The organism is Actinoplanes solisilvae (assembly GCF_003999975.1).
Lineage (GTDB): Bacteria > Actinomycetota > Actinomycetes > Mycobacteriales > Micromonosporaceae > Actinoplanes > Actinoplanes solisilvae.
The window spans coordinates 80,045-96,856 of sequence record NZ_RJAC01000009.1; the positions used below are offsets into that span (position 1 = coordinate 80,045).

Sequence of the window (16,812 nt, forward strand, 5' to 3'; positions counted from 1 at the left end):
GACCGATCCCCCAGCGCACCACTCGGGTGACCGGCCGTTTTGTCCGGCGATCATGCGGGTAGGCAGGGCGGGAACCCGTTGGAGGAGATCTTGATGCTGACGCAGGGCGTTTCGTCGGACCCCGACCGTTATCCGCCGCTCGACCCGGGCGCGCCGATTCCCGACGATCCGGGCGAGCTGGAGCCGGGCAGCCCGGACACGCTGCCCCCGGCGCCGGTCGAGCCGCTGGTCGAGCCGGTCGAACCCGATCCCGAGGGCATCCCCGAGCCGGCGTGATCCGGGGTTTCTGTACCGGGCGGTTACCATTGGTGGATGACCAGCACGACGCGGGAGCGGGGCCGGCCGCGAGAATTCGACGCGGACGAGGCGCTCGACCGCGCCATCGTGGTGTTCTGGCAGCACGGGTACGAGGGCGCCTCGCTGGGCGACCTGACCGAGGCGATGGGCATCAACCGGCCCAGCCTCTACGCGGCGTACGGCAACAAGGAACAGCTCTTCCGGCGTGCGGTGACCCGGTACGCCGAGGTCGACATGGCCTACGTCCGCGAGGCGCTCGCGCAGCCCACCGCGTACGGGGTGATCGAAAAGCTGTTGCGGGACAACGCCGACGCGCTGACCCGGCCCGATCGGCCCGCCGGTTGCCTGTCGATCCAGGGCGGTATAGCGAGCGGCAGCGACGACGGCGAGATCGCGCGGTTCCTGGCCGACAGCCGTCGCGGCGGTGAGCGGGCCCTGGCCGAGCGGCTGAAGCGCGCGGTCGACGAGGGTGACCTGCCCGCCGGCACCGACGCCGCCACCCTCGCCCGTTATGTGATGACCGTCAGTGAGGGCAACGCCGTGCACGCCGCCGCGGGGGTCGACCGGGCCAGTCTGCAGGCCACGGTCGACCTCGCCCTGCGAGCGCTTCCTACTACCGCTTGACGAGCGGGCTGAGCGCCTCGCCGACCGCGGTGACCACGCCGGGGCGGTGGCCGTTGGCGATCAGGTTGATGCAGATGCCGTCGACGCCCGCGTCGAGGATGCGTTCCTGCACCTGGTCGGCCACCTGGTCGGGGGTGCCGACGAAGGCGCGGCTGCGGCGGTCGTCGGGAATCAGCTCGCCGAGTTCCTTGGCCTCCCGCTCGGTCTCGCCGACCATGCCCATGATCAGGAAGCTGGTGGGCAGCGTGGCCGGGTCACGGCCGATCTCCTCGCAGCGCTGACGCAGCACCGAGACCTTGCGGGGCAGGTCGTCCAGGTCGCAGATGATGTTCATGTGGTCGGCGAACCGGGCCGCCAGCCGGAACGTCTTCTGCTCGCCGGCGCCACCCAGCATGATCGGCACGGACGGGCGTACGCGCGGGTTGTTCATGGCGCCCCGGGCCGTGTACCACTTGCCGTCGAGGTGACCCTTCTCGCCCTTGAGCATGGGCGCGATGATCGTGAGCGCCTCCTCGAGCCGCTCGAAGCGCTGCCCGAACGTGCCGAACTCGAAGCCCATGTCGTGGTGCTCCCGCTCGAACCAGCCCGCGCCGATGCCCAGCACGGCCCGGCCCTTCGAGACGACGTCGAGCGTCGTCACGGTCTTGGCCAGCAGAGCCGGATTGCGGTAGGTGTTGCCGCTGACCAGCGCGGACAGTTGAACCGTGGACGTGGCCGAGGCGAGCGCGCCGAGCGTCGTGTAGGCCTCGAGCATGTTGTCCTCGGGCTGGCCGAGGCCCGGCAGTTGATAGAAGTGGTCCATCACCAGAACGGTGTCGAACCCGGCCGCCTCGGCCTCCCGGGCCTGCGCCGCGACGGTGTCGAAAAGGTCCACCTCAGCGACGCCGGGGTAGGTGAAATTCGGAATCTGGTACCCGAGCCGGATGGTCACGACTGCCTCCGTCGATGTAAGAGCCTTCTTACAAGGTAATGTAAGAGACGACTTACTTGCGCGCAAACAGAACCGGAGGAGATGTGGGTTACCACCACGGCGACCTTCCCGCGGCTCTGATCCGCACGAGCTTCGAGGTGCTGGCCGACTGTGGCCTGCGGCGCTTCTCGGTCGCGGCCGTCGCCCGGCGCGCGGGGGTGAGTTCGGCCGCTCCCTACCGGCACTTTCCCGATCGCGATCATTTGCTGAGCGCGGTCTCCGGGGTCGCCGCCCGGGAACTGCGCGAGGCGATCGAGGCGGCCGGTTCGCTCGCCGAGGCCGCGGGGGCGTACGTGCGCTATGTCGCCCGCACCGGGGCCGGCTTCCACGTGATCTTCGCGCCCGAGCTCTATGCCGTGCCCGACGACGAACGGCGGGAGCAGACGCGGGCGCTGATGACGACGCTGATCGACCTGGCCGGGGACGTCTCCTACGAGCGGTCGCTGCATCGGGTCGAGGCGACGATCGCGGTCGCGCACGGCTTCACGTCGCTGTTCGCCGACGGCTTCTACACCAAACACACGGCCTCGGTCGAGGACATCGCGGCGCGGGCGGTGGCGGCAGCGACACTGCTGGACTGATTCCGCCCGGGGCCGCCCGTTGCCCATGGGTGCCGGGTTTCTGCCCGGGGCAACCGGGACGCACCGCCACGGCCCCGGAACAGCTCCTCGCGCGCCGGACTCTTGCCGGGTGACGACACGACAGGAACTCCGACCGAATCACCGGATTCGCGCCCGAGCCCGCCGGGCCATCACCGCACCCCTCGCCGCGGCGCTCGCGGCCGGCCTGGTGGTCACCGCCGGAGCCGTCCCGGTCCAGGCCGCGCCGCCCGCGGTCGCCGGGACCTGGTCGGCGCTGATGTACCGCAGCCTCACCCGCCCGCAGACCGCCACCACCCTGCGCACGACGATCGCCACCCAGCAGGCCACCGTGGTGACCCGCACCGGCGAGATCGCCAAGGCCACCACCCGCAACACCGCCGCGCAGACCGGGCTGACGACCGCCACCACCGCCGTGACCGCCGCCCGCGCCCGCCAGACCTACGCACTGACCAGCCTGGCCACCGCCAAGACCGCCCTGACCACCGCCCAGGCCGCCCAGAAGAAGGCCAAGACCGCGAAGAAGCGTACGGCGGCCGCCGCGGCGACGACGAAGGCCAAGAACGTGGTGGCCGCCGCGACCAGGACCCTGACCGCACGCCAGACCCAGACCCGCGAGGCCGTGACGGCCCTGACGACCGCGCAGGTCGAGACGCGTACGGCGGCGGCTCTGCTCGTCAACGCCACCGCCGCCCGCGAGTCGGCCGCGGCCGCGGTGCGCGCGACCCAGCAGCGGCTCGCCCTGCTGCCCCCGGCGGAGACTTTGGCCGGGCAGGCCTCGGTGCTCAGCAAGGACGTCGTCGCCCAGGCCCGCACCGGGTTCGCGGTCACCGACACGACGACGGTTTACGGCACGACCGTGCACAAGAACGTGGCGTACGCCTTCAAGCGCATGGTCGACGACGCCAAGCGCAGCGGCATCGTCCTCAGCGGCGGCGGCTTCCGCACGAAGCAGCGCCAGATCGAACTCCGCAAGATCAACGGCTGTCCTGACGTGTGGCTGGCGCCGTCGTCGTCGTGCCGCGTGCCGACCGCGATCCCCGGGCGCTCGCTGCACGAGCTGGGCATGGCGATCGACATCTCGTCCGGCGGCAAAACGTTGACCCGCTCAAGCCCCGCCTTCAAGTGGTTGTCCGTCAACGCGAAGAAGTACGGCTTCGTCAACCTGCCGTCGGAAGCCTGGCACTGGAGCATCACCGGCGGCTGAACTTCCGTCGACGGCCACACTTATGTGGGCGAGTTCGCCGCAGTCGGCGGACACAACTCCGTCGGCGGCGTTACCGAACCGGCGGGCCAGGGTCGCGAAAGCGTCCTTGAGCTCGCCGGGTCCGACGACTTCGAGCTCGGCGTCGAACCGGCCGAACGCCACGGCCAGGCTCGTCCACGACCAGCTCGTCAGTGTGAGCCGGGTGCGGCCGGGGTCGATCGCTTCGACGACGCCGTCGCGGGTATGGGCGGCTACCGTCGCGGCGGGCCGGTCGACGATCACGGTGCCCCGGCAAGCGGCCGGGCGAAAACTGCCTTCGACGTACGCCGTGACGTCGCCACCGGGGATCTCGCGCGGGGCGAAACACGGGCCGGTGGGCGCACGCGGGTCGATCCTGTCGACGCGGAACGTGCGCCAATCGTCGCGGTCGAGGTCCCAGGCGATCAGGTACCAGCGGCCGCCGCGCAGGACCACGTGGTGCGGTTCGGCGCGGCGCCGGCGGTCCTGGTAGTCGAAACGGAGGACCTCGCGGGCGTGCACGGCGGCGCTGATCGCGAGCAGGACGCCGGTCTCGAGCTCGGTCTGCGGGTCGGCCGTGCTGACGCGCAACGATTCGACGCGGTGGCGCAGCCGGGGCGGGAGCACCTGCCGCACGGTGGTCAGCGCGCGGGCGGCCGCGTCGCCCGGGGAGGTCTGCAGCGCGAGGACGAGGGCGACGGCCTGCTCGTCGTCGAACAGCAACGGCGGCATCCGGGTGCCCGCGGCCAGCCGGTAGCCGCCGTCCGGGCCTTTGATCGCCGCGATCGGGTAGCCGAGTTCCCGGAGCCGGTCGACGTCGCGCCGGACCGTACGCGGACTGACCTCGAGACGCTCGGCGAGCAGGGCACCTGGCCAGTCGCGCCGCGCCTGCAACAGCGAGAGCAGAGCGAGCAGTCGTCCCGAAGTCTTCGGCATGACTTTGATGGTGCCGGAAGAAGAGGACACAACCTGGCCTCTTCACCCGCGATCGTGGCTCCCATGACGATCACGACAACGACCCACGTCAACTTCCGCGGCGACGCCCGGGCGGCGCTCGAGTTCTACCGCTCGGTCTTCGGCGGCGACCTGGCCCTGGTCACCTATGCCGACGCGCACAACGTGCAGGACCCGGCCGACACCGACCGCATCACCTGGGGTCAGGTCTCCGGCAACGGCTTCCACGTCATGGCGTACGACGTCCCGGCCGGGCGGACCGACGACGCCGGCTTCTTCGTCTCGGTCCGCGGCACGGACGCCGACGAACTGACGGCGTACTGGAAGGACCTGGCCCAGGGCTCGACGATCGTGCAGGACCTCGGGCCGGCCGGCTGGTCGCCGCTCTACGGCATGCTGCGCGACCGCTTCGGCGTGACCTGGATCCTCGACGTCGCCCCGGCCGCCGCTTAGCCGCCTCGCGATCGCCGCTGACGAAGTCGTCGAGGTGCCGACCGCTCGGCGCGGAGGCGGGCATGCTCGGCCTGTAGCGGCCGGCTTCACTGTGGCCGCCTTGCTCGCGGCTCACTGAGTCACGGCTCAACCGGCGTCAGCGGCAGCACCGGAAACGTGTGGTCCTGCCAGATCCGTCGCGAGACCTCCTCCGGGTACGGGGTCACCGCTGCCTCGGTGTCGAAGATGCGGGTGAGGCGCCGCGTGGTGTCGTACGCGGGCCAGCCGGGGTTGCCGTCGGCGGCGAAACCCGTCCAGGCTGTCCGCATCTCGGCGGACAACTTCTCGGCCTCGGGGGTCGGGGTCTCGCCGAGGAGCAGGGCGGGCTGGCCGCGGTCGAGGTTGCCGAACACCAGCGGCACGTCGAGGCCGTGGCACGCGCCGAGGGCGCCGCCCATGCCGGGCGCCGGCCACGTCAGCTCGTACGCGTGGACGCGCCCGCCACCGAGGGCCTGCGACTCGGCGAGATGCTGGCTGGGCATGCGGAACAGCCAGTCGGAATGGACCAGTTCGTACAGCTCCTCCGGGCTCGCCTCCGGGTATCCGGCCTCGGGGGCGAGAACGGCCAGGGCTTCGTACGCCTGCTCCTGTGATATCTGACCGAGAAGCCCGTCGATGGCGGTGAACAGCCGCTGCTCGTCGCGGGTGTGGCCGACGAGCAGGTCGATGTCCCGGCCCGCGCCGCCGGACAGCGCCACCCACGGGGTGACCGGCAGAACGTCCCCGTCGACGACCGGAGAGAAGAGAATCTTCCGGTACGCCGCCCGGCCCCAGCGCGCCGTCCGTCCGGTGATGGTGGCAGTGATCGACTCGGACGCGAGCACCAGCAACGCCGGGTCGACGGTCGCGAACTCCGTCGCGGGCACCCCCAGCTCGGCGGCGTGCGCGGTGGCGATGTCCGCGGCGAGTTCCGGGGAGAAGAACGTGCCCGGAACGCTCTGGGCGACGGCCCGCCGGAACAGCCCGGCCGCTCGCGGCATCGCCAGCAGGGCCGCGACGGAGCCGCCCCCGGCCGACTCCCCGAAGACCGTGACCCGGCCCGGGTCCCCGCCGAAGCGTTCGATGTTGTCGCGCACCCATTCGAGCGCGGCGACCTGGTCGAGCAGCCCCCGATTGGGCGGGGCGCCCGCGATGAGCCCGAAGCCCTCGAACCCGACCCGATAGTTGAACGTCACCACGACCACGCCGCCGTCCCGCGCGAGACGCCGCCCGTCGAACTCGGGGCTGCCCGACGCGCCGAACACGTAGCCGCCACCGTGGATCCAGACCATGACCGGCAGCCGCGCCGACCCGAGGTCAGGTGACCAGACGTTGACTGTCAGCCAGTCGCCGGTCGTGTCGAACTGATCAGCCTGCGGCGGTGGCGGCCCGTACTTTGTTGCGGGTCGCACTCCGTCCCAGCGAGGGACCGGCCGTGGCGCGCCGAACCGAAGCGCCCCTGTCGGCGCCTCGGCGAACGGGATACCCCGGAACACCGCCACGCCGGCGTCGTCCTCGCCGCGAACAATCCCCGACCCTGTACGAACCTCAGCCATCGTCCTCGTCCCTCCCCCCGCCGGATTGTGCCGCCGGGCTCGCGGGCCGGCCAGCGGTTTTCGATACCCGGCGACGGTCTCCCGCCGCCCCATCCCGATGTCCGAGGCCGGCTAACGCGGATCGGCCGTGTCCCACGCCGCGACCTCGGGCGACAGCTCGACGCGCGAGACAGTACGTACGATCCTCAGACCTCGGATGGAGCTGAGGGGCCGACGCCGCGACAGCGCCCGCGTGGCCCCCGGCACGATCTTCCTCGAAACCCTGATCCACGACTTCGACACGCTGCGGTTCCTCAACCCCGGCGCCGAGGCCGTCGAGGCGTACGCGGTGGCTGATCCCGCGCGGGTCCGGAATTGAGCCTTCATACCGTCGGCAGGACGCAGCAGTCCCCGCAGAAGCGCGGCTGCGGCAACATGAAGGCCAGGCAGCATGTGCGCCGCCGGATCGACACCAGCCCGGCCTCGTCGGCGCTCCAGTCGAGCAGGTCGTCGAGGCCGAGCACGGCCAGCAACGTGCCGATCTCGGACGTCGAGGTGCCCGGCACGACCCGCACGGCGTGCCGGGCGGCGTGGGCGACGCCCGCGGCCAGCGACCCCAGCAGGATGCGGCGGCTGATCCGCACGACGCTCTGCAGGCCGTCGAGCACCGGCAGCACGTGTTCGTCGAGCAGGGTCCGTCTCAGCACGGCCGGCGAGGCGGGAACGAGTTCTGAACTGCGCAGCCCCAGCCGCACGGGAGCGATCGGCGCGTCCAGCCGCACGAGCACGTCGCCGCCGCCCAGCAGCGGCACCCGGCGCGCGGCCACCCAGCCGAAGGCGGCCGGCACCGACAGCCACAGCGCGTAGGCCCGCCACAGCAGGGCGACCGCCACGTGCGGGGGCGCCTCCCACCGGCGCTGGGCCGCGTCGACCAGCCGGCGGGGGTCGAGTTCCGACGCCCGGGTCCAGCCGTCGAGCTCGCGCACCACGAGTCCGGAGGCGAGGCCGGGCAGCGCGGTGGTCCCGTAGGCGGCCTTGACGGCGGCGAGAACGACATCCACCCCCGAGGTATACCCATCGGCCTGTCACAAACGCGACCACCCGGGCGGTCGAAGAAATGATCTACAACGAACCGGGAGGTCCTGATGGGCACCACACGATCGGAAGCCTGGAAGTCGGCGCTGACCCTGCTTCAGGAGGCCCAGCCGCCGTTCGTCCCCGCGGGGGCGCACGCGATGACGATCGTCATCGAGTACCCGCCCGGTGATCCCGGCACTCCCCCGCACCGCCACTCCGGGCCCGCCTTCGGTGTCGTGCTCGAGGGCGAGATGCTGTTCGAGCTGGAGGGCGAGGCCCCGCGGGTCGTCCGGACGGGTGAGGCGTTCTGGGAGCCGGGCGGCGACGTCATCCACTACCAGGACGGCAACGCCCGCGACGACGTGAAGGTGCGGTTCACCGTCACGATGCTCTGCGACCCCGACAAGCCGATGCTGGTGCTGGTCGACGACGACGAGCTCGCCGCCCGCGCCGACCGCCGGGTCAAGGCGGCCGGGTGACCCCGATGCCCGTACGCCACGTCGCGACCGATCTGCTCGACGTGGCGTACCACGAGACCGGGCCCGCCGACGGGCAACCTGTTCTGCTGCTGCACGGCTTCCCCTACGACATTCATTCGTACGTCGAGGTCGCGCCGGAACTCGCGAGGTCCGGTCTCCGCGTCATCGTGCCCTACCTGCGCGGTCACGGCCCCACCCGGTTCCTCGACCCGGCCACGCCACGCTCCGGGCAGCAGGCCGCGCTCGGCGCCGACGCCCTCGCGCTGATGGACGCGCTCGCGATCGACCGGGCGATCCTGGCCGGCTACGACTGGGGTGGTCGGGCCGCCTGCGTCGCCGCCGCGCTGCGACCCGAACGCGTCACCGGGATCGTGTCGGTCAACGGTTATCTGATCCAGGACATCAACGCCGCCAACCAGCCGCTGCGCCCCGATCTGGAGGCCGGTTTCTGGTATTTCTTCTACTTCCTGACCGAGCGGGGCCGGGCCGGGCTGACCGCGAACCGGCGCGAGGTGGCCGAGGTGATCTGGCGGCGTAACTCGCCGAAGTGGACGTTCGGCCGGGCCGAGCTCGACCGGGCCGCGGCGGCGTTCGAGAATCCCGACTACGTCGATGTGGTGCTGCATTCGTACCGGCATCGGCTCGGTCACGCCGAGGGAGCACCCGCCTATGCCCGCGCCGAGGCCCAGCTCGCGCGGACCCCGCCGATCACCGTGCCCGCCGTGACGCTCGACGGCACCGCCGACGGGAACTTCCCGGCCACCGACGGGCGGGCGAGTGCCGCTCGTTTCACCGGTCCGCGCGTGCACCGTCAGGTGTCCGACGCCGGTCACAACCTGCCCCAGGAGTCACCCGAGGCCTTCGCCGACGCCGTGCGGGAGGTGGCCGCGCTAGCCGATCGCTGATTGTCATGTGACTGTCACGACTTCGCGTCACCACTGGCCGATGGTTGAATGAAAGGCCTGGTGGAAGGGTGTGAGGTCATGCCGGCGGAAGAGGCCGTGCGGTCCCGGGTGGCGCGTAGGCTCGGCAGTGACATCGTGCTGACCCCGAGCGTGTTCGTCGGGCTCGGCGGCGTCTGGATGGTGGTCACGCCGATCGTCATCGACCACGGCGTCTACCCGTGGTGGAGCGACGTGGCCGCCGGCGCGATGCTGCTGGCGCTCAGCGTGCTGCAGGTGGCCCGGCCCGGCAGGTCGGCGCGGCTCAGCATGGTGGCCGCGCTGGTCGGCGCGTGGCTGATCGCCTCCCCGTTCGCGCTCGGCTTCCACGATCAGCTCGGCGTCGCCTGGAACGACATGATCATCGGTACGCTCGTCGTGCTGCTCTCGGTCGTCAACGCGATCACCGCGCACCCCCGCTCTCGCTAGCGCCTCGCTTATGCATGTGAGCCCCTGAGCCATTCAGCGTCTCACCGCGCGCCGCTTCACTGAAGGCATGACACTTCTCATCGGCGGTACCGGCAAGACCGGACGGCGAGTCTCGCAGAGGCTCAAGGACAGGGGCATTCCCGTACAGGTGGGGTCGCGCGGCTCGCGGACCAGGTTCGACTGGGACGACGAGTCGAGCTGGCGGCCCGCGATCGACGGACACGACGCCGTGTACATCACGTTCTATCCCGATCTCGGGCTGCCCGGCGCGGCGGATCGGGTGGGCGCCTTCGCCGACCTGGCCGCCCGCAACGGGGTCGAGCAGCTCGTGCTGCTGTCGGGGCGGGGCGAGCCACTCGCGCAGGAGGCCGAGCAGCGGGTGATCGACGCGGGCACCGGCTGGACGATCGTGGCCTGCAGCTGGTTCGCCCAGAACTTCAGCGAGGAGTTCCTGCTCGACGCGGTGCTCGACGGCGACCTGCGGCTGCCGGCGGGCGAGGTGGCCGAGCCGTTCGTCGACGCCGACGACATCGCCGACGTGGTGGCCGCCGCCCTCACCGACCCTTCGCACCAGGGCAGGCGCTACGAGCTGACCGGTCCCAGGGCGCTGACGTTCGCCGAGGTCGCGGCCGAGCTGAGCCGCGCGTCGGGCCGGGCCGTCCGCTACACCCCGATCACGTTCGAGGAGTACGAGGACGTGCTGCGCAAGGCCGGCCTGCCCGTCGAGCTGGGCGACATGTTCCGCGGCATCCTCGACGGCCGTAACACCCGGCCGTCCGACGGGGTGCGGGAGGCCCTCGGCCGTCCCCCGAGAGATTTCCCCGCGTACGCCCGGACGGCCGCGGCGACCGGAGTCTGGAGCGCGGCGCCGGTACCGTGACGGCATGGACGCGCTGACCGGCCTGCTCGACGGGCCCCGCGCCCGAGGGGCGTTCCTGCTGCGCTCGGTCCTGGATCCGCCGTGGTCGCTGCGGATCCAGGACGGCTCACCCCTGTCGCTGATCACGCTCGTGCGCGGCGAGGCGTGGATCCTCAAGCGCGACGCCGCCGCGGCCCGCATCGGCCCGGGTGACGTGGCCGTCGTCAACGGCGTCGAGCCGTACGTGGTGGCCGACTCGCCGGGCACCGCGCCGCAACTGGTCATTCACCCCGGGCAGCGCTGCGAGTCGATCGACGGCACCGAGATGACGATGACCGGCCAGGGCATCCGCACGTGGGGCGCCCAGCCGGACGGCGCGACCGTGATGGTCAGCGGCACCTACCAGATGCACAGCGAGGTCAGCCGGCGGCTGCTCGACGCGCTGCCCGGCCTGCTGATCCGCTCGGCCGAGGCGGGCGACCGGGCGCTGATCGACCTGCTCGTGCGCGAGATGGGCGGCACCGAACCGGCCCAGGACCTGGTTCTCGACCGGCTGCTCGATCTGGTGCTGGTGTCGGTGCTGCGCTCGTGGCTGGCCGCGCCCGGCGAGGACGTGCCGGGCTGGCAGCGGGCCCAGGCCGACGCCGTGGTGGGTCCCGCGTTGCGCCTGATCCACGACGAGCCGGCGTACGCCTGGACCGTGGCCTCTCTGGCCGCACGGACCGGAGTCTCCCGTGCCTCGCTGGCGCGGCGGTTCACCGAGGTGGTGGGCGAATCACCGATGGCCTATCTGACCGGCTGGCGCCTCACGCTCGCAGCCGACCTGCTGCGTCAGGGCGACGCGACGCTCGAGTCGGTGGCCCGGCGTGTCGGCTACGGCAGCGCCTTCGCCCTGAGCACAGCCTTCAAACGCGAGCGCGGGGTCAGCCCGCAGGAGTATCGCCGCCGCCCGGCCGTGGCTCCGCGGGCCTCGCCCCTGCCCCGGGTCGTCCGGCTGGGCTGATCTTGTAGCTCGCGCGGTGCTCGTCGTTCAGGCGGGTGGCCTCGGCCGTCACCACGCGCGGCATCGGATCGGCGCGCCAGGCCGTCATCTCGTCCCGCATGCCGGTCACGAAACGCCGCCCGAGCCCCGTCAGCGGCGCCGTGGCGAGCAGGTCGGTGGAGACTTCGAGGGCGGCCTCGCGCCAGCGCACATGTTCGACCCGGGCAGCGTGACGCCGGCCCTCGTCGCTCTCGGCCTCGATGCGGCGCCGCCAGAAGGCCGCCACCCCGAGATGGGCGTACGCCCCGTGGAGCAGGCCGATGTGCGGGCGCGGGTCCGCACGCCAGGGTGCGTAGCCGAGCTCCGTGGTCATCTCGATCAGTTCGAAGAGGTCGGTGAGGCCGGAGAGCTTCAGGTGGTGCAGCTCGTGGGTCAGGGTGAGCGCGGTCAGAGTCGGGTCCTGCGGCGCCGACATGCCCAGGCACCCGAAGGCGTGGCGGTAGGTTCCGCTGGTGTGACCCTCGGGCGGGGCCGGCATCGGCAGCACGGTTCGCACGGCGGTGACGACGTCCTCCGCCACGCCCGGGTGATCGTCGGCCAGGATCCGCCACCCGGCGGCCAGACCCGCACGCCACCGCTCGGCCGTCGCGGCGTCGAGCAGCGGTTCGGCCGGGGGCAGCGGTGAATGCACGCCGTCGATCCGGACCGACCAGCGATCGGTGATCCGCAGGCGGGTCAGCGGCCGCCAGTTCGAGCCGGCGGGCCGGCCGTTGACCAGCAGTTCTCCCCCCGTTGTCAGGTCGAGCCGGTCGCCGGCGGCCGGGGTGAGCAGGCGGCCCAGTGACGGCAGGGGCAGGTCGGCGGGCGGGCCGACCTCGAACCCGGCGCCGCCGCGCACCGCCGCCGCGGCCGCGACCAGGGCCAGCGTCTCGGATTCGGCGGGCAGACCGGCGTGCAGACGCGCGGTCGTGGACATGGCCCAGCCGAGCACGGACGGGTGAATGAGGACCGCTGACACCGCCTCGGGCGCCCGGTCGGCGACGGCGAGCAGGGCGCGATAGGCGGGCCGGGACTCGCTCAGCTCGGCGATCGCCCGCACCAGCAGGGCGACCTTGCTGTGCTGCGCCCTGATCAACTCGGTGAGCGCGCCGCCGCCGCCGCCACGCGCGATCCCGTCCAGAATGCCGGCCGCGACGGTGACGGGCGGTGGACTGTTGCCCGCCCCGTGCACAGTCGACATATTGACAGATCGTATCGCCTGTCGCCGATATGGTGCAGCGCGACTGTGCGAATCTGGACAGATACAGTTAGCAGCCGTGAGGATGGCACGAGCGACGGTTGGCGGGTGAATGTCAGAAGAGGAACGGCTCGTCTCGGACCTTCTCGACGTGGAACGTGACGGCCTGCGCGTCATCGCCGGTCTTCCGTCCCCGATCGTCCTGGAATCCTTGCGGCGGCTCATCGACGAGGTGGGCTCGGGCCTCCCCGAATACACCGGCTTCCAGAACACCGTCGTGCACCACCGCCGCGAGGGCGGGGCCACCGCCGAGCGCCGACGACCCACCGGCGAGACGAGATGACGCAGACAACCGCAGCCTCCAGCGCCGAGCCGGTCCGTCCGGCCATCGTGTCCTTCGTGTCCCCCGCCCCGCACAGCGGGCGCACCAGCCTGGTGGCCAACCTGGCCTGGCTGGTCGCGTCGGCCGGCCACGACGTGCTGGTGCTCGACTGGGACCCGCGCGGCTCGGCCGTCCACGAATACCTGCGCCCGTTCCTGGTCGCCGAGGGCGCCGTCACGTCCTTCCTCGACGACGAGCTCTCCGGCGTGCTCAACGCGACCATGTCGGTGCGCTCCCCCGCCGAGCGGGCCGCACCCCGGCTGCGGCGATACGCGGGGGCCGGTCCCGGCGAGAGCGCGCGGCTCGACGTGGTGCGGCACGAGGCCACCCCCGACTCCCCCACGCCCGCGGGTGACGACCTCGCCGTCTTCCTCGATCTACGGCGGTCCCTTTCGGACGCGGGCTACGACTTCATCTTCCTCGACGGGCCGCCCTCCGAACGCGCGGTCACCGCCGGCCGCGACGGGCTGTTCGCCGACAGCGTGGTGGTCTGCTTCCAGCCCGACCGTGAGTCGTTCGAGGCGGCGACCCTGCTGGCGGTCGAGGTCGCCCGGCACAGCGCGGTCCGCAACCGGATCATCGCGGTGCCCGGCTTCTTCGACGACAGCGACCCCGCGCGCGCCCACGAGCACGACGAAGAGATGCGCAGTCACCTGCTGCGGTCGTTGCGCGCCGCGCGCACCCGCATCGGGCCCGGGGCGCTGGTGCAGGTGCCCGTCCCGCTCTACTCGCTCGAGCACGCCCTGGTCGCGCTGGCCTACGAGCCTTCGGAACGGAAATCGCTGCTGGAGGCGTACGCCCGCCTGGTCTCGGCGGTGACCGGCGGGGTCGTCGAACGGCTCCCGGCCGTCCCGCGCCTGGTCCGTGAGGTGTACGCCCAGCGCATGGGCACACCGAGCCACTACGAGGCGACCGACGAACCGGTCGAGGTCATCTATCACCCGGCCGACCGGCCGTGGGGCGACTGGGCCCGGGCCCACCTCGTGGCGATGGGCGTGCCGGCCGTGCTGCGCCGGCTCGACGGCCCGCCGGCCGAGTCTTCGGCGACCCGGGTGGTGCTGCTCTCCCGGCTGTCATCCGGCCTGGTCAACGCGAACGGGCCGGTCACCGGTGACACGGTCGTCGTGCGGATCGACGACGCGCCCCCGCGAATGGTCCCCGAGGGTTCGCGGTCGATCCGGGTCGTCGGCTGCCCGGCCGAGGTCGCCCGGCGCCGGCTGGTCGCCTCGTTCGCCGGCTCGGCCGACTCCGTCCCCCGCACCACGCCGGCCGGCGACTACCCGGCCGCGCCCCGGCCCGGCAACCGCCCGTTCTCGGTGCCGGCGACCGACCCCGACCTCGTCGACCGGCCGAAGCTGCTCGAGTCCCTGCGCGACAGTCTCGACCCGGCCACCGCCGGCCGGGTGCTGCTGCACGGCGGGGCGTCCGCGGGCCGCACCGAGCTGGCCAAGTCGTTCGCGCACCGCTTCGCCCACGGCTACGACATCGTGTGGTTCGTGCCCGCTCACAGCCGCCAGGCCGCCCGGTCGAGCCTGCGGCGCCTCGGCCGCCAGCTCGGGGTCGACGCCGGCGGCGACGAGGCCGAGGCCGCGCTTCTGCTGCTGCGCGACGACCGGCTGCCCTACCTGCTGGTCTACGACGGCGTCGCCGATCTCGGGGCGATCGGCGACCTGCTACCGCCGGCCGGGTCCGGTCATGTCGTCATCACCCTGGAGGGCGAGGTGCCGGGCTGGGCGACCGGCACGCCGATCGAGGTCGGGCCGCTCACCGAGGACGAGGCCGTCCGTACGCTGGGCATTCAGCTTCCCACCTTCCGGTTCGCCGACCTCCGGCCGGTCGCGCGGGCGGTCGGCACGGCGCCGCTCACCCTGCGCCTGACCGCGGGCTACCTGAGCGTCCTGACCGGCTCGCTCGACAACGCAGGCCCGCCCACCTCCGACGACACCGTCGCGGCGGTCGACGAGTTCGTCACGGCGATCGGCGCGGGAACACCCTCCGACGACCGCCTCGTCGACGTCGGACGGCTGATGTTCGACCGCCTTGGGAACACCGACGCGGGTCGCCTGGTCGTCACCCTCACGAAGATCTGCGCCAACCTGTCGCCCGACGGTGTCTCGCTCGCCCTGCTGCGCAGCACCGCTTTTCTTCAGTGCCTGATCGAGCTGGCCGGCGACGCCGCGGAGAGCCTCGCGGAGGACGGCGGCGAGATCGAATACACGTTCGCCGCCGGCGCCCGCACGGCGTTGTTCACGGTCGATTGGGGCGGTGAGCGCCTGCACACGCACCGCGGTGTCCAGCGGATGGTCCAGGCGCTGCAGTCCGGCGAGGAGCGGGAAGAGGTGCGGCTGCGCACCCTCGACGCGCTCGCCGCGTACGCCCCCAGCGACGCCCTCTTCGGGGCTCGCTCCGGCTGGGACCGGCTGGCCGAACTCGCCCGGCACGTCGGGCCCTCGGGCGCCCTCGAGGAGACGTCGTCGCGCGAGGTCCGCCGCTGGGTGACGCTGCACTTCGCGTACGCCTCCAATCTGTCCGACTCCGAGGGCTGGGCCGAGACCGCCCTGGCCGCCGAGGACGTGCTGGCCCGCTGGCCGACGTCCGACCGGCTCAGCACGCGCCTCAGCACCCACCACGCCGACCTTCTGCGCCAGCTCGGCCGATACGACGAGGCGCTGCACGCCGACGTCGACAACCTCGCCGACCTGCAGGTCCTCGTCGGCAGCGCCCACCTGCGGGCCTCCTATGTACGCCGCGGCATGGCGGGCGACCTGCGCGGGCTGGGCCTGTTCGCCGAGGCCCGCGCCGAGGACGTCACCGTCTACCGCACGTTCAAGACCCTGCTCGGCCCGGACCATCCGCAGACTCTGGCCTCGCTGCACAACCTTGCCCTGTCCAACTACCTCGACGGCCGTCAGGAGGACGCGGTCGTCCGCGAGCGTGAGGTTTTCGAGCGGCGCGGGCGGCTGCTCGGGCCGAACCACTTCCTGACCTGGTGGTCCGGCCTCGACCTGGGCATCTACCTGCGCGAACTGGGCCGCCTCGACGAGGCTCGCCGCATGCTGCGGGCGGCGGTCGACAACCTCGGACGCATGCTCGGCGCGGAAGACCCGCTGACCCTGCGCGCCGTCGTCGCCGAAGGGGTGGCGCAGCGCCGCACGGCTGCCGGCGGGCGGGCCCGCGGGACGATCAGCAAGGCGGTCACAGTGCTCGACCAGGTGCTGGGGCCGCGGGCGATCGAGACGCAGGCCGCCCGCATGAGCCTCGCGACCGACCTCGCCGTCCAGGGCGGCGACCTCACCGACGCGATCGACGTCGCGCGAGAAGCCCTCGAGGTCTACCGGGAACGCGTCGGGGCGTCGCATCCGTTCGTGGCGCTGTGCCGTGTCAACCTCGGCGCGCTGCTGCGTCAGGCCGGCCACCTCGACGACGCGAGGACCGAACTGACCGACGCGCTGTCGCTGCTCGACGCGCGGTCGGCGGCGATGCACCCGTGGAAGATCGCCGGCCGCGTCAACCTGGCCAACGTGCTCCTCTGCCAGGGCGCGTGCGACGAGGCGACCACGTTGATGATCGACACCCTGAACGCGGCCGAACAGATACTTCCGGCCGGTCACCCTTACCTTAAACTGCTCGCCGGAAGTCTGATGAATGTCGATACCTGGCGGATCTGCGTGGCCCGGGGCGTGCCGCTGCCGGGTCTGATCGACGTCGACGTCGAACTGCCGAAGACATGACGCGGCGACAGGACATGACG

At 72.1% G+C, this 16,812-nt stretch carries 18 protein-coding genes; 13 read left to right on the forward strand and 5 right to left on the reverse strand.

All coding sequences use genetic code 11. The features are described 5' to 3' along the window. The first annotated feature begins 93 nt into the window (after positions 1-93). Positions 94-276 (forward strand): hypothetical protein, encoded by a 183-nt coding sequence (locus EER30_RS23060; protein WP_127502591.1) that lies wholly within the window; start codon positions 94-96, stop codon positions 274-276. 36 nt (positions 277-312) lie between these two features. Next, positions 313-921 (forward strand): TetR/AcrR family transcriptional regulator, encoded by a 609-nt coding sequence (locus tag EER30_RS23065; protein WP_127502592.1) that lies wholly within the window; start codon positions 313-315, stop codon positions 919-921. On the opposite strand, the gene EER30_RS23070 is transcribed toward EER30_RS23065, so the two are convergent. Beyond that, a complete protein-coding gene (locus EER30_RS23070; protein WP_127502593.1) occupies positions 911-1,852 on the reverse strand; it encodes an LLM class F420-dependent oxidoreductase in 942 nt (313 codons plus the stop codon). The genes EER30_RS23065 and EER30_RS23070 overlap by 11 nt on opposite strands. An 83-nt stretch (positions 1,853-1,935) precedes the next feature. Here EER30_RS23070 and EER30_RS23075 point away from each other — a divergent pair, with 83 nt between their 5' ends. Further along, positions 1,936-2,472 (forward strand): TetR/AcrR family transcriptional regulator, encoded by a 537-nt coding sequence (locus EER30_RS23075; protein ID WP_127502594.1) that lies wholly within the window; start codon positions 1,936-1,938, stop codon positions 2,470-2,472. A 109-nt stretch (positions 2,473-2,581) separates the two neighbouring features. Next, positions 2,582-3,697, forward strand: a complete 1,116-nt coding sequence (locus tag EER30_RS23080) for a M15 family metallopeptidase (protein ID WP_240670252.1) — start codon at positions 2,582-2,584, stop codon at positions 3,695-3,697. On the opposite strand, the gene EER30_RS23085 is transcribed toward EER30_RS23080, so the two are convergent. Further along, positions 3,599-4,651: a helix-turn-helix transcriptional regulator gene (locus tag EER30_RS23085; protein ID WP_205650373.1), complete on the reverse strand. Its 1,053-nt coding sequence runs from the start codon at positions 4,649-4,651 to the stop codon at positions 3,599-3,601. The two genes, EER30_RS23080 and EER30_RS23085, sit on opposite strands and share 99 nt — an antisense overlap. Positions 4,652-4,714: 63 nt before the next feature. Between EER30_RS23085 and EER30_RS23090 the strand changes: the two genes are divergently transcribed. Further along, positions 4,715-5,122, forward strand: a complete 408-nt coding sequence (locus EER30_RS23090; protein WP_127502595.1) for a VOC family protein — start codon at positions 4,715-4,717, stop codon at positions 5,120-5,122. Between the two features lie 119 nt (positions 5,123-5,241). Here the strand turns inward: EER30_RS23090 and EER30_RS23095 are convergent, their stop codons facing one another. Continuing rightward, on the reverse strand, positions 5,242-6,696 hold the full coding sequence (locus EER30_RS23095; RefSeq protein WP_127502596.1) for a carboxylesterase/lipase family protein: 1,455 nt from the start codon (positions 6,694-6,696) through the stop codon (positions 5,242-5,244). A gap of 196 nt (positions 6,697-6,892) precedes the next feature. Between EER30_RS23095 and EER30_RS47250 the strand changes: the two genes are divergently transcribed. Next, complete coding sequence (locus EER30_RS47250) at positions 6,893-7,054, forward strand: hypothetical protein (protein WP_164842450.1); 162 nt, start codon at positions 6,893-6,895, stop codon at positions 7,052-7,054. Between the two features lie 4 nt (positions 7,055-7,058). On the opposite strand, the gene EER30_RS23100 is transcribed toward EER30_RS47250, so the two are convergent. After that, positions 7,059-7,736, reverse strand: a complete 678-nt coding sequence (locus EER30_RS23100) for a hypothetical protein (protein ID WP_127502597.1) — start codon at positions 7,734-7,736, stop codon at positions 7,059-7,061. A gap of 84 nt (positions 7,737-7,820) precedes the next feature. Between EER30_RS23100 and EER30_RS23105 the strand changes: the two genes are divergently transcribed. From EER30_RS23105 to EER30_RS23125, 5 genes are all read left to right on the forward strand, one after another. Beyond that, entirely contained in the window at positions 7,821-8,231 is a 411-nt protein-coding gene (locus tag EER30_RS23105; protein ID WP_127502598.1) for a cupin domain-containing protein, read from the forward strand. Positions 8,232-8,236: 5 nt separating this feature from the next. Beyond that, positions 8,237-9,136, forward strand: a complete 900-nt coding sequence (locus EER30_RS23110; protein WP_127502766.1) for an alpha/beta fold hydrolase — start codon at positions 8,237-8,239, stop codon at positions 9,134-9,136. Between the two features lie 78 nt (positions 9,137-9,214). Continuing rightward, on the forward strand, positions 9,215-9,601 hold the full coding sequence (locus tag EER30_RS23115; RefSeq protein WP_127502599.1) for an SPW repeat protein: 387 nt from the start codon (positions 9,215-9,217) through the stop codon (positions 9,599-9,601). 67 nt (positions 9,602-9,668) lie between these two features. Further along, on the forward strand, positions 9,669-10,481 hold the full coding sequence (locus EER30_RS23120) for an NmrA family NAD(P)-binding protein (RefSeq protein ID WP_127502600.1): 813 nt from the start codon (positions 9,669-9,671) through the stop codon (positions 10,479-10,481). A 4-nt stretch (positions 10,482-10,485) separates the two neighbouring features. Next, entirely contained in the window at positions 10,486-11,463 is a 978-nt protein-coding gene (locus tag EER30_RS23125) for an AraC family transcriptional regulator (RefSeq protein ID WP_127502601.1), read from the forward strand. Here the strand turns inward: EER30_RS23125 and EER30_RS23130 are convergent. After that, a complete protein-coding gene (locus EER30_RS23130; RefSeq protein WP_164842454.1) occupies positions 11,384-12,682 on the reverse strand; it encodes an aKG-HExxH-type peptide beta-hydroxylase in 1,299 nt (432 codons plus the stop codon). The two genes, EER30_RS23125 and EER30_RS23130, sit on opposite strands and share 80 nt — an antisense overlap. A gap of 109 nt (positions 12,683-12,791) precedes the next feature. Here EER30_RS23130 and EER30_RS47255 point away from each other — a divergent pair, with 109 nt between their 5' ends. Next, entirely contained in the window at positions 12,792-13,022 is a 231-nt protein-coding gene (locus EER30_RS47255; protein WP_164842455.1) for a hypothetical protein, read from the forward strand. Then, positions 13,019-16,792, forward strand: coding sequence for an FxSxx-COOH system tetratricopeptide repeat protein (fxsT, locus tag EER30_RS23135; RefSeq protein ID WP_127502603.1), 3,774 nt, complete (start codon positions 13,019-13,021; stop codon positions 16,790-16,792). The genes EER30_RS47255 and fxsT overlap by 4 nt, the downstream gene beginning before the upstream one ends. The last annotated feature ends 20 nt before the right edge of the window (positions 16,793-16,812 follow it).

Bases quoted from the DNA above. Each gene is read 5' to 3' on its own strand.
- EER30_RS23060 (WP_127502591.1), top strand. From the start codon at position 94: ATGCTGACGCAGGGCGTTTCGTCGGACCCCGACCGTTATCCGCCGCTC.
- EER30_RS23065 (WP_127502592.1), top strand. From the start codon at position 313: ATGACCAGCACGACGCGGGAGCGGGGCCGGCCGCGAGAATTCGACGCG.
- EER30_RS23085 (WP_205650373.1), bottom strand. From the start codon at position 4,651: ATGCCGAAGACTTCGGGACGACTGCTCGCTCTGCTCTCGCTGTTGCAG.
- EER30_RS23090 (WP_127502595.1), top strand. From the start codon at position 4,715: ATGACGATCACGACAACGACCCACGTCAACTTCCGCGGCGACGCCCGG.
- EER30_RS23095 (WP_127502596.1), bottom strand. From the start codon at position 6,696: ATGGCTGAGGTTCGTACAGGGTCGGGGATTGTTCGCGGCGAGGACGAC.
- EER30_RS47250 (WP_164842450.1), top strand. From the start codon at position 6,893: ATGGAGCTGAGGGGCCGACGCCGCGACAGCGCCCGCGTGGCCCCCGGC.
- EER30_RS23105 (WP_127502598.1), top strand. From the start codon at position 7,821: ATGGGCACCACACGATCGGAAGCCTGGAAGTCGGCGCTGACCCTGCTT.
- EER30_RS23110 (WP_127502766.1), top strand. From the start codon at position 8,237: ATGCCCGTACGCCACGTCGCGACCGATCTGCTCGACGTGGCGTACCAC.
- EER30_RS23115 (WP_127502599.1), top strand. From the start codon at position 9,215: ATGCCGGCGGAAGAGGCCGTGCGGTCCCGGGTGGCGCGTAGGCTCGGC.
- EER30_RS23120 (WP_127502600.1), top strand. From the start codon at position 9,669: ATGACACTTCTCATCGGCGGTACCGGCAAGACCGGACGGCGAGTCTCG.
- EER30_RS23125 (WP_127502601.1), top strand. From the start codon at position 10,486: ATGGACGCGCTGACCGGCCTGCTCGACGGGCCCCGCGCCCGAGGGGCG.
- EER30_RS23130 (WP_164842454.1), bottom strand. From the start codon at position 12,682: ATGTCGACTGTGCACGGGGCGGGCAACAGTCCACCGCCCGTCACCGTC.
- EER30_RS47255 (WP_164842455.1), top strand. From the start codon at position 12,792: ATGTCAGAAGAGGAACGGCTCGTCTCGGACCTTCTCGACGTGGAACGT.
- fxsT (WP_127502603.1), top strand. From the start codon at position 13,019: ATGACGCAGACAACCGCAGCCTCCAGCGCCGAGCCGGTCCGTCCGGCC.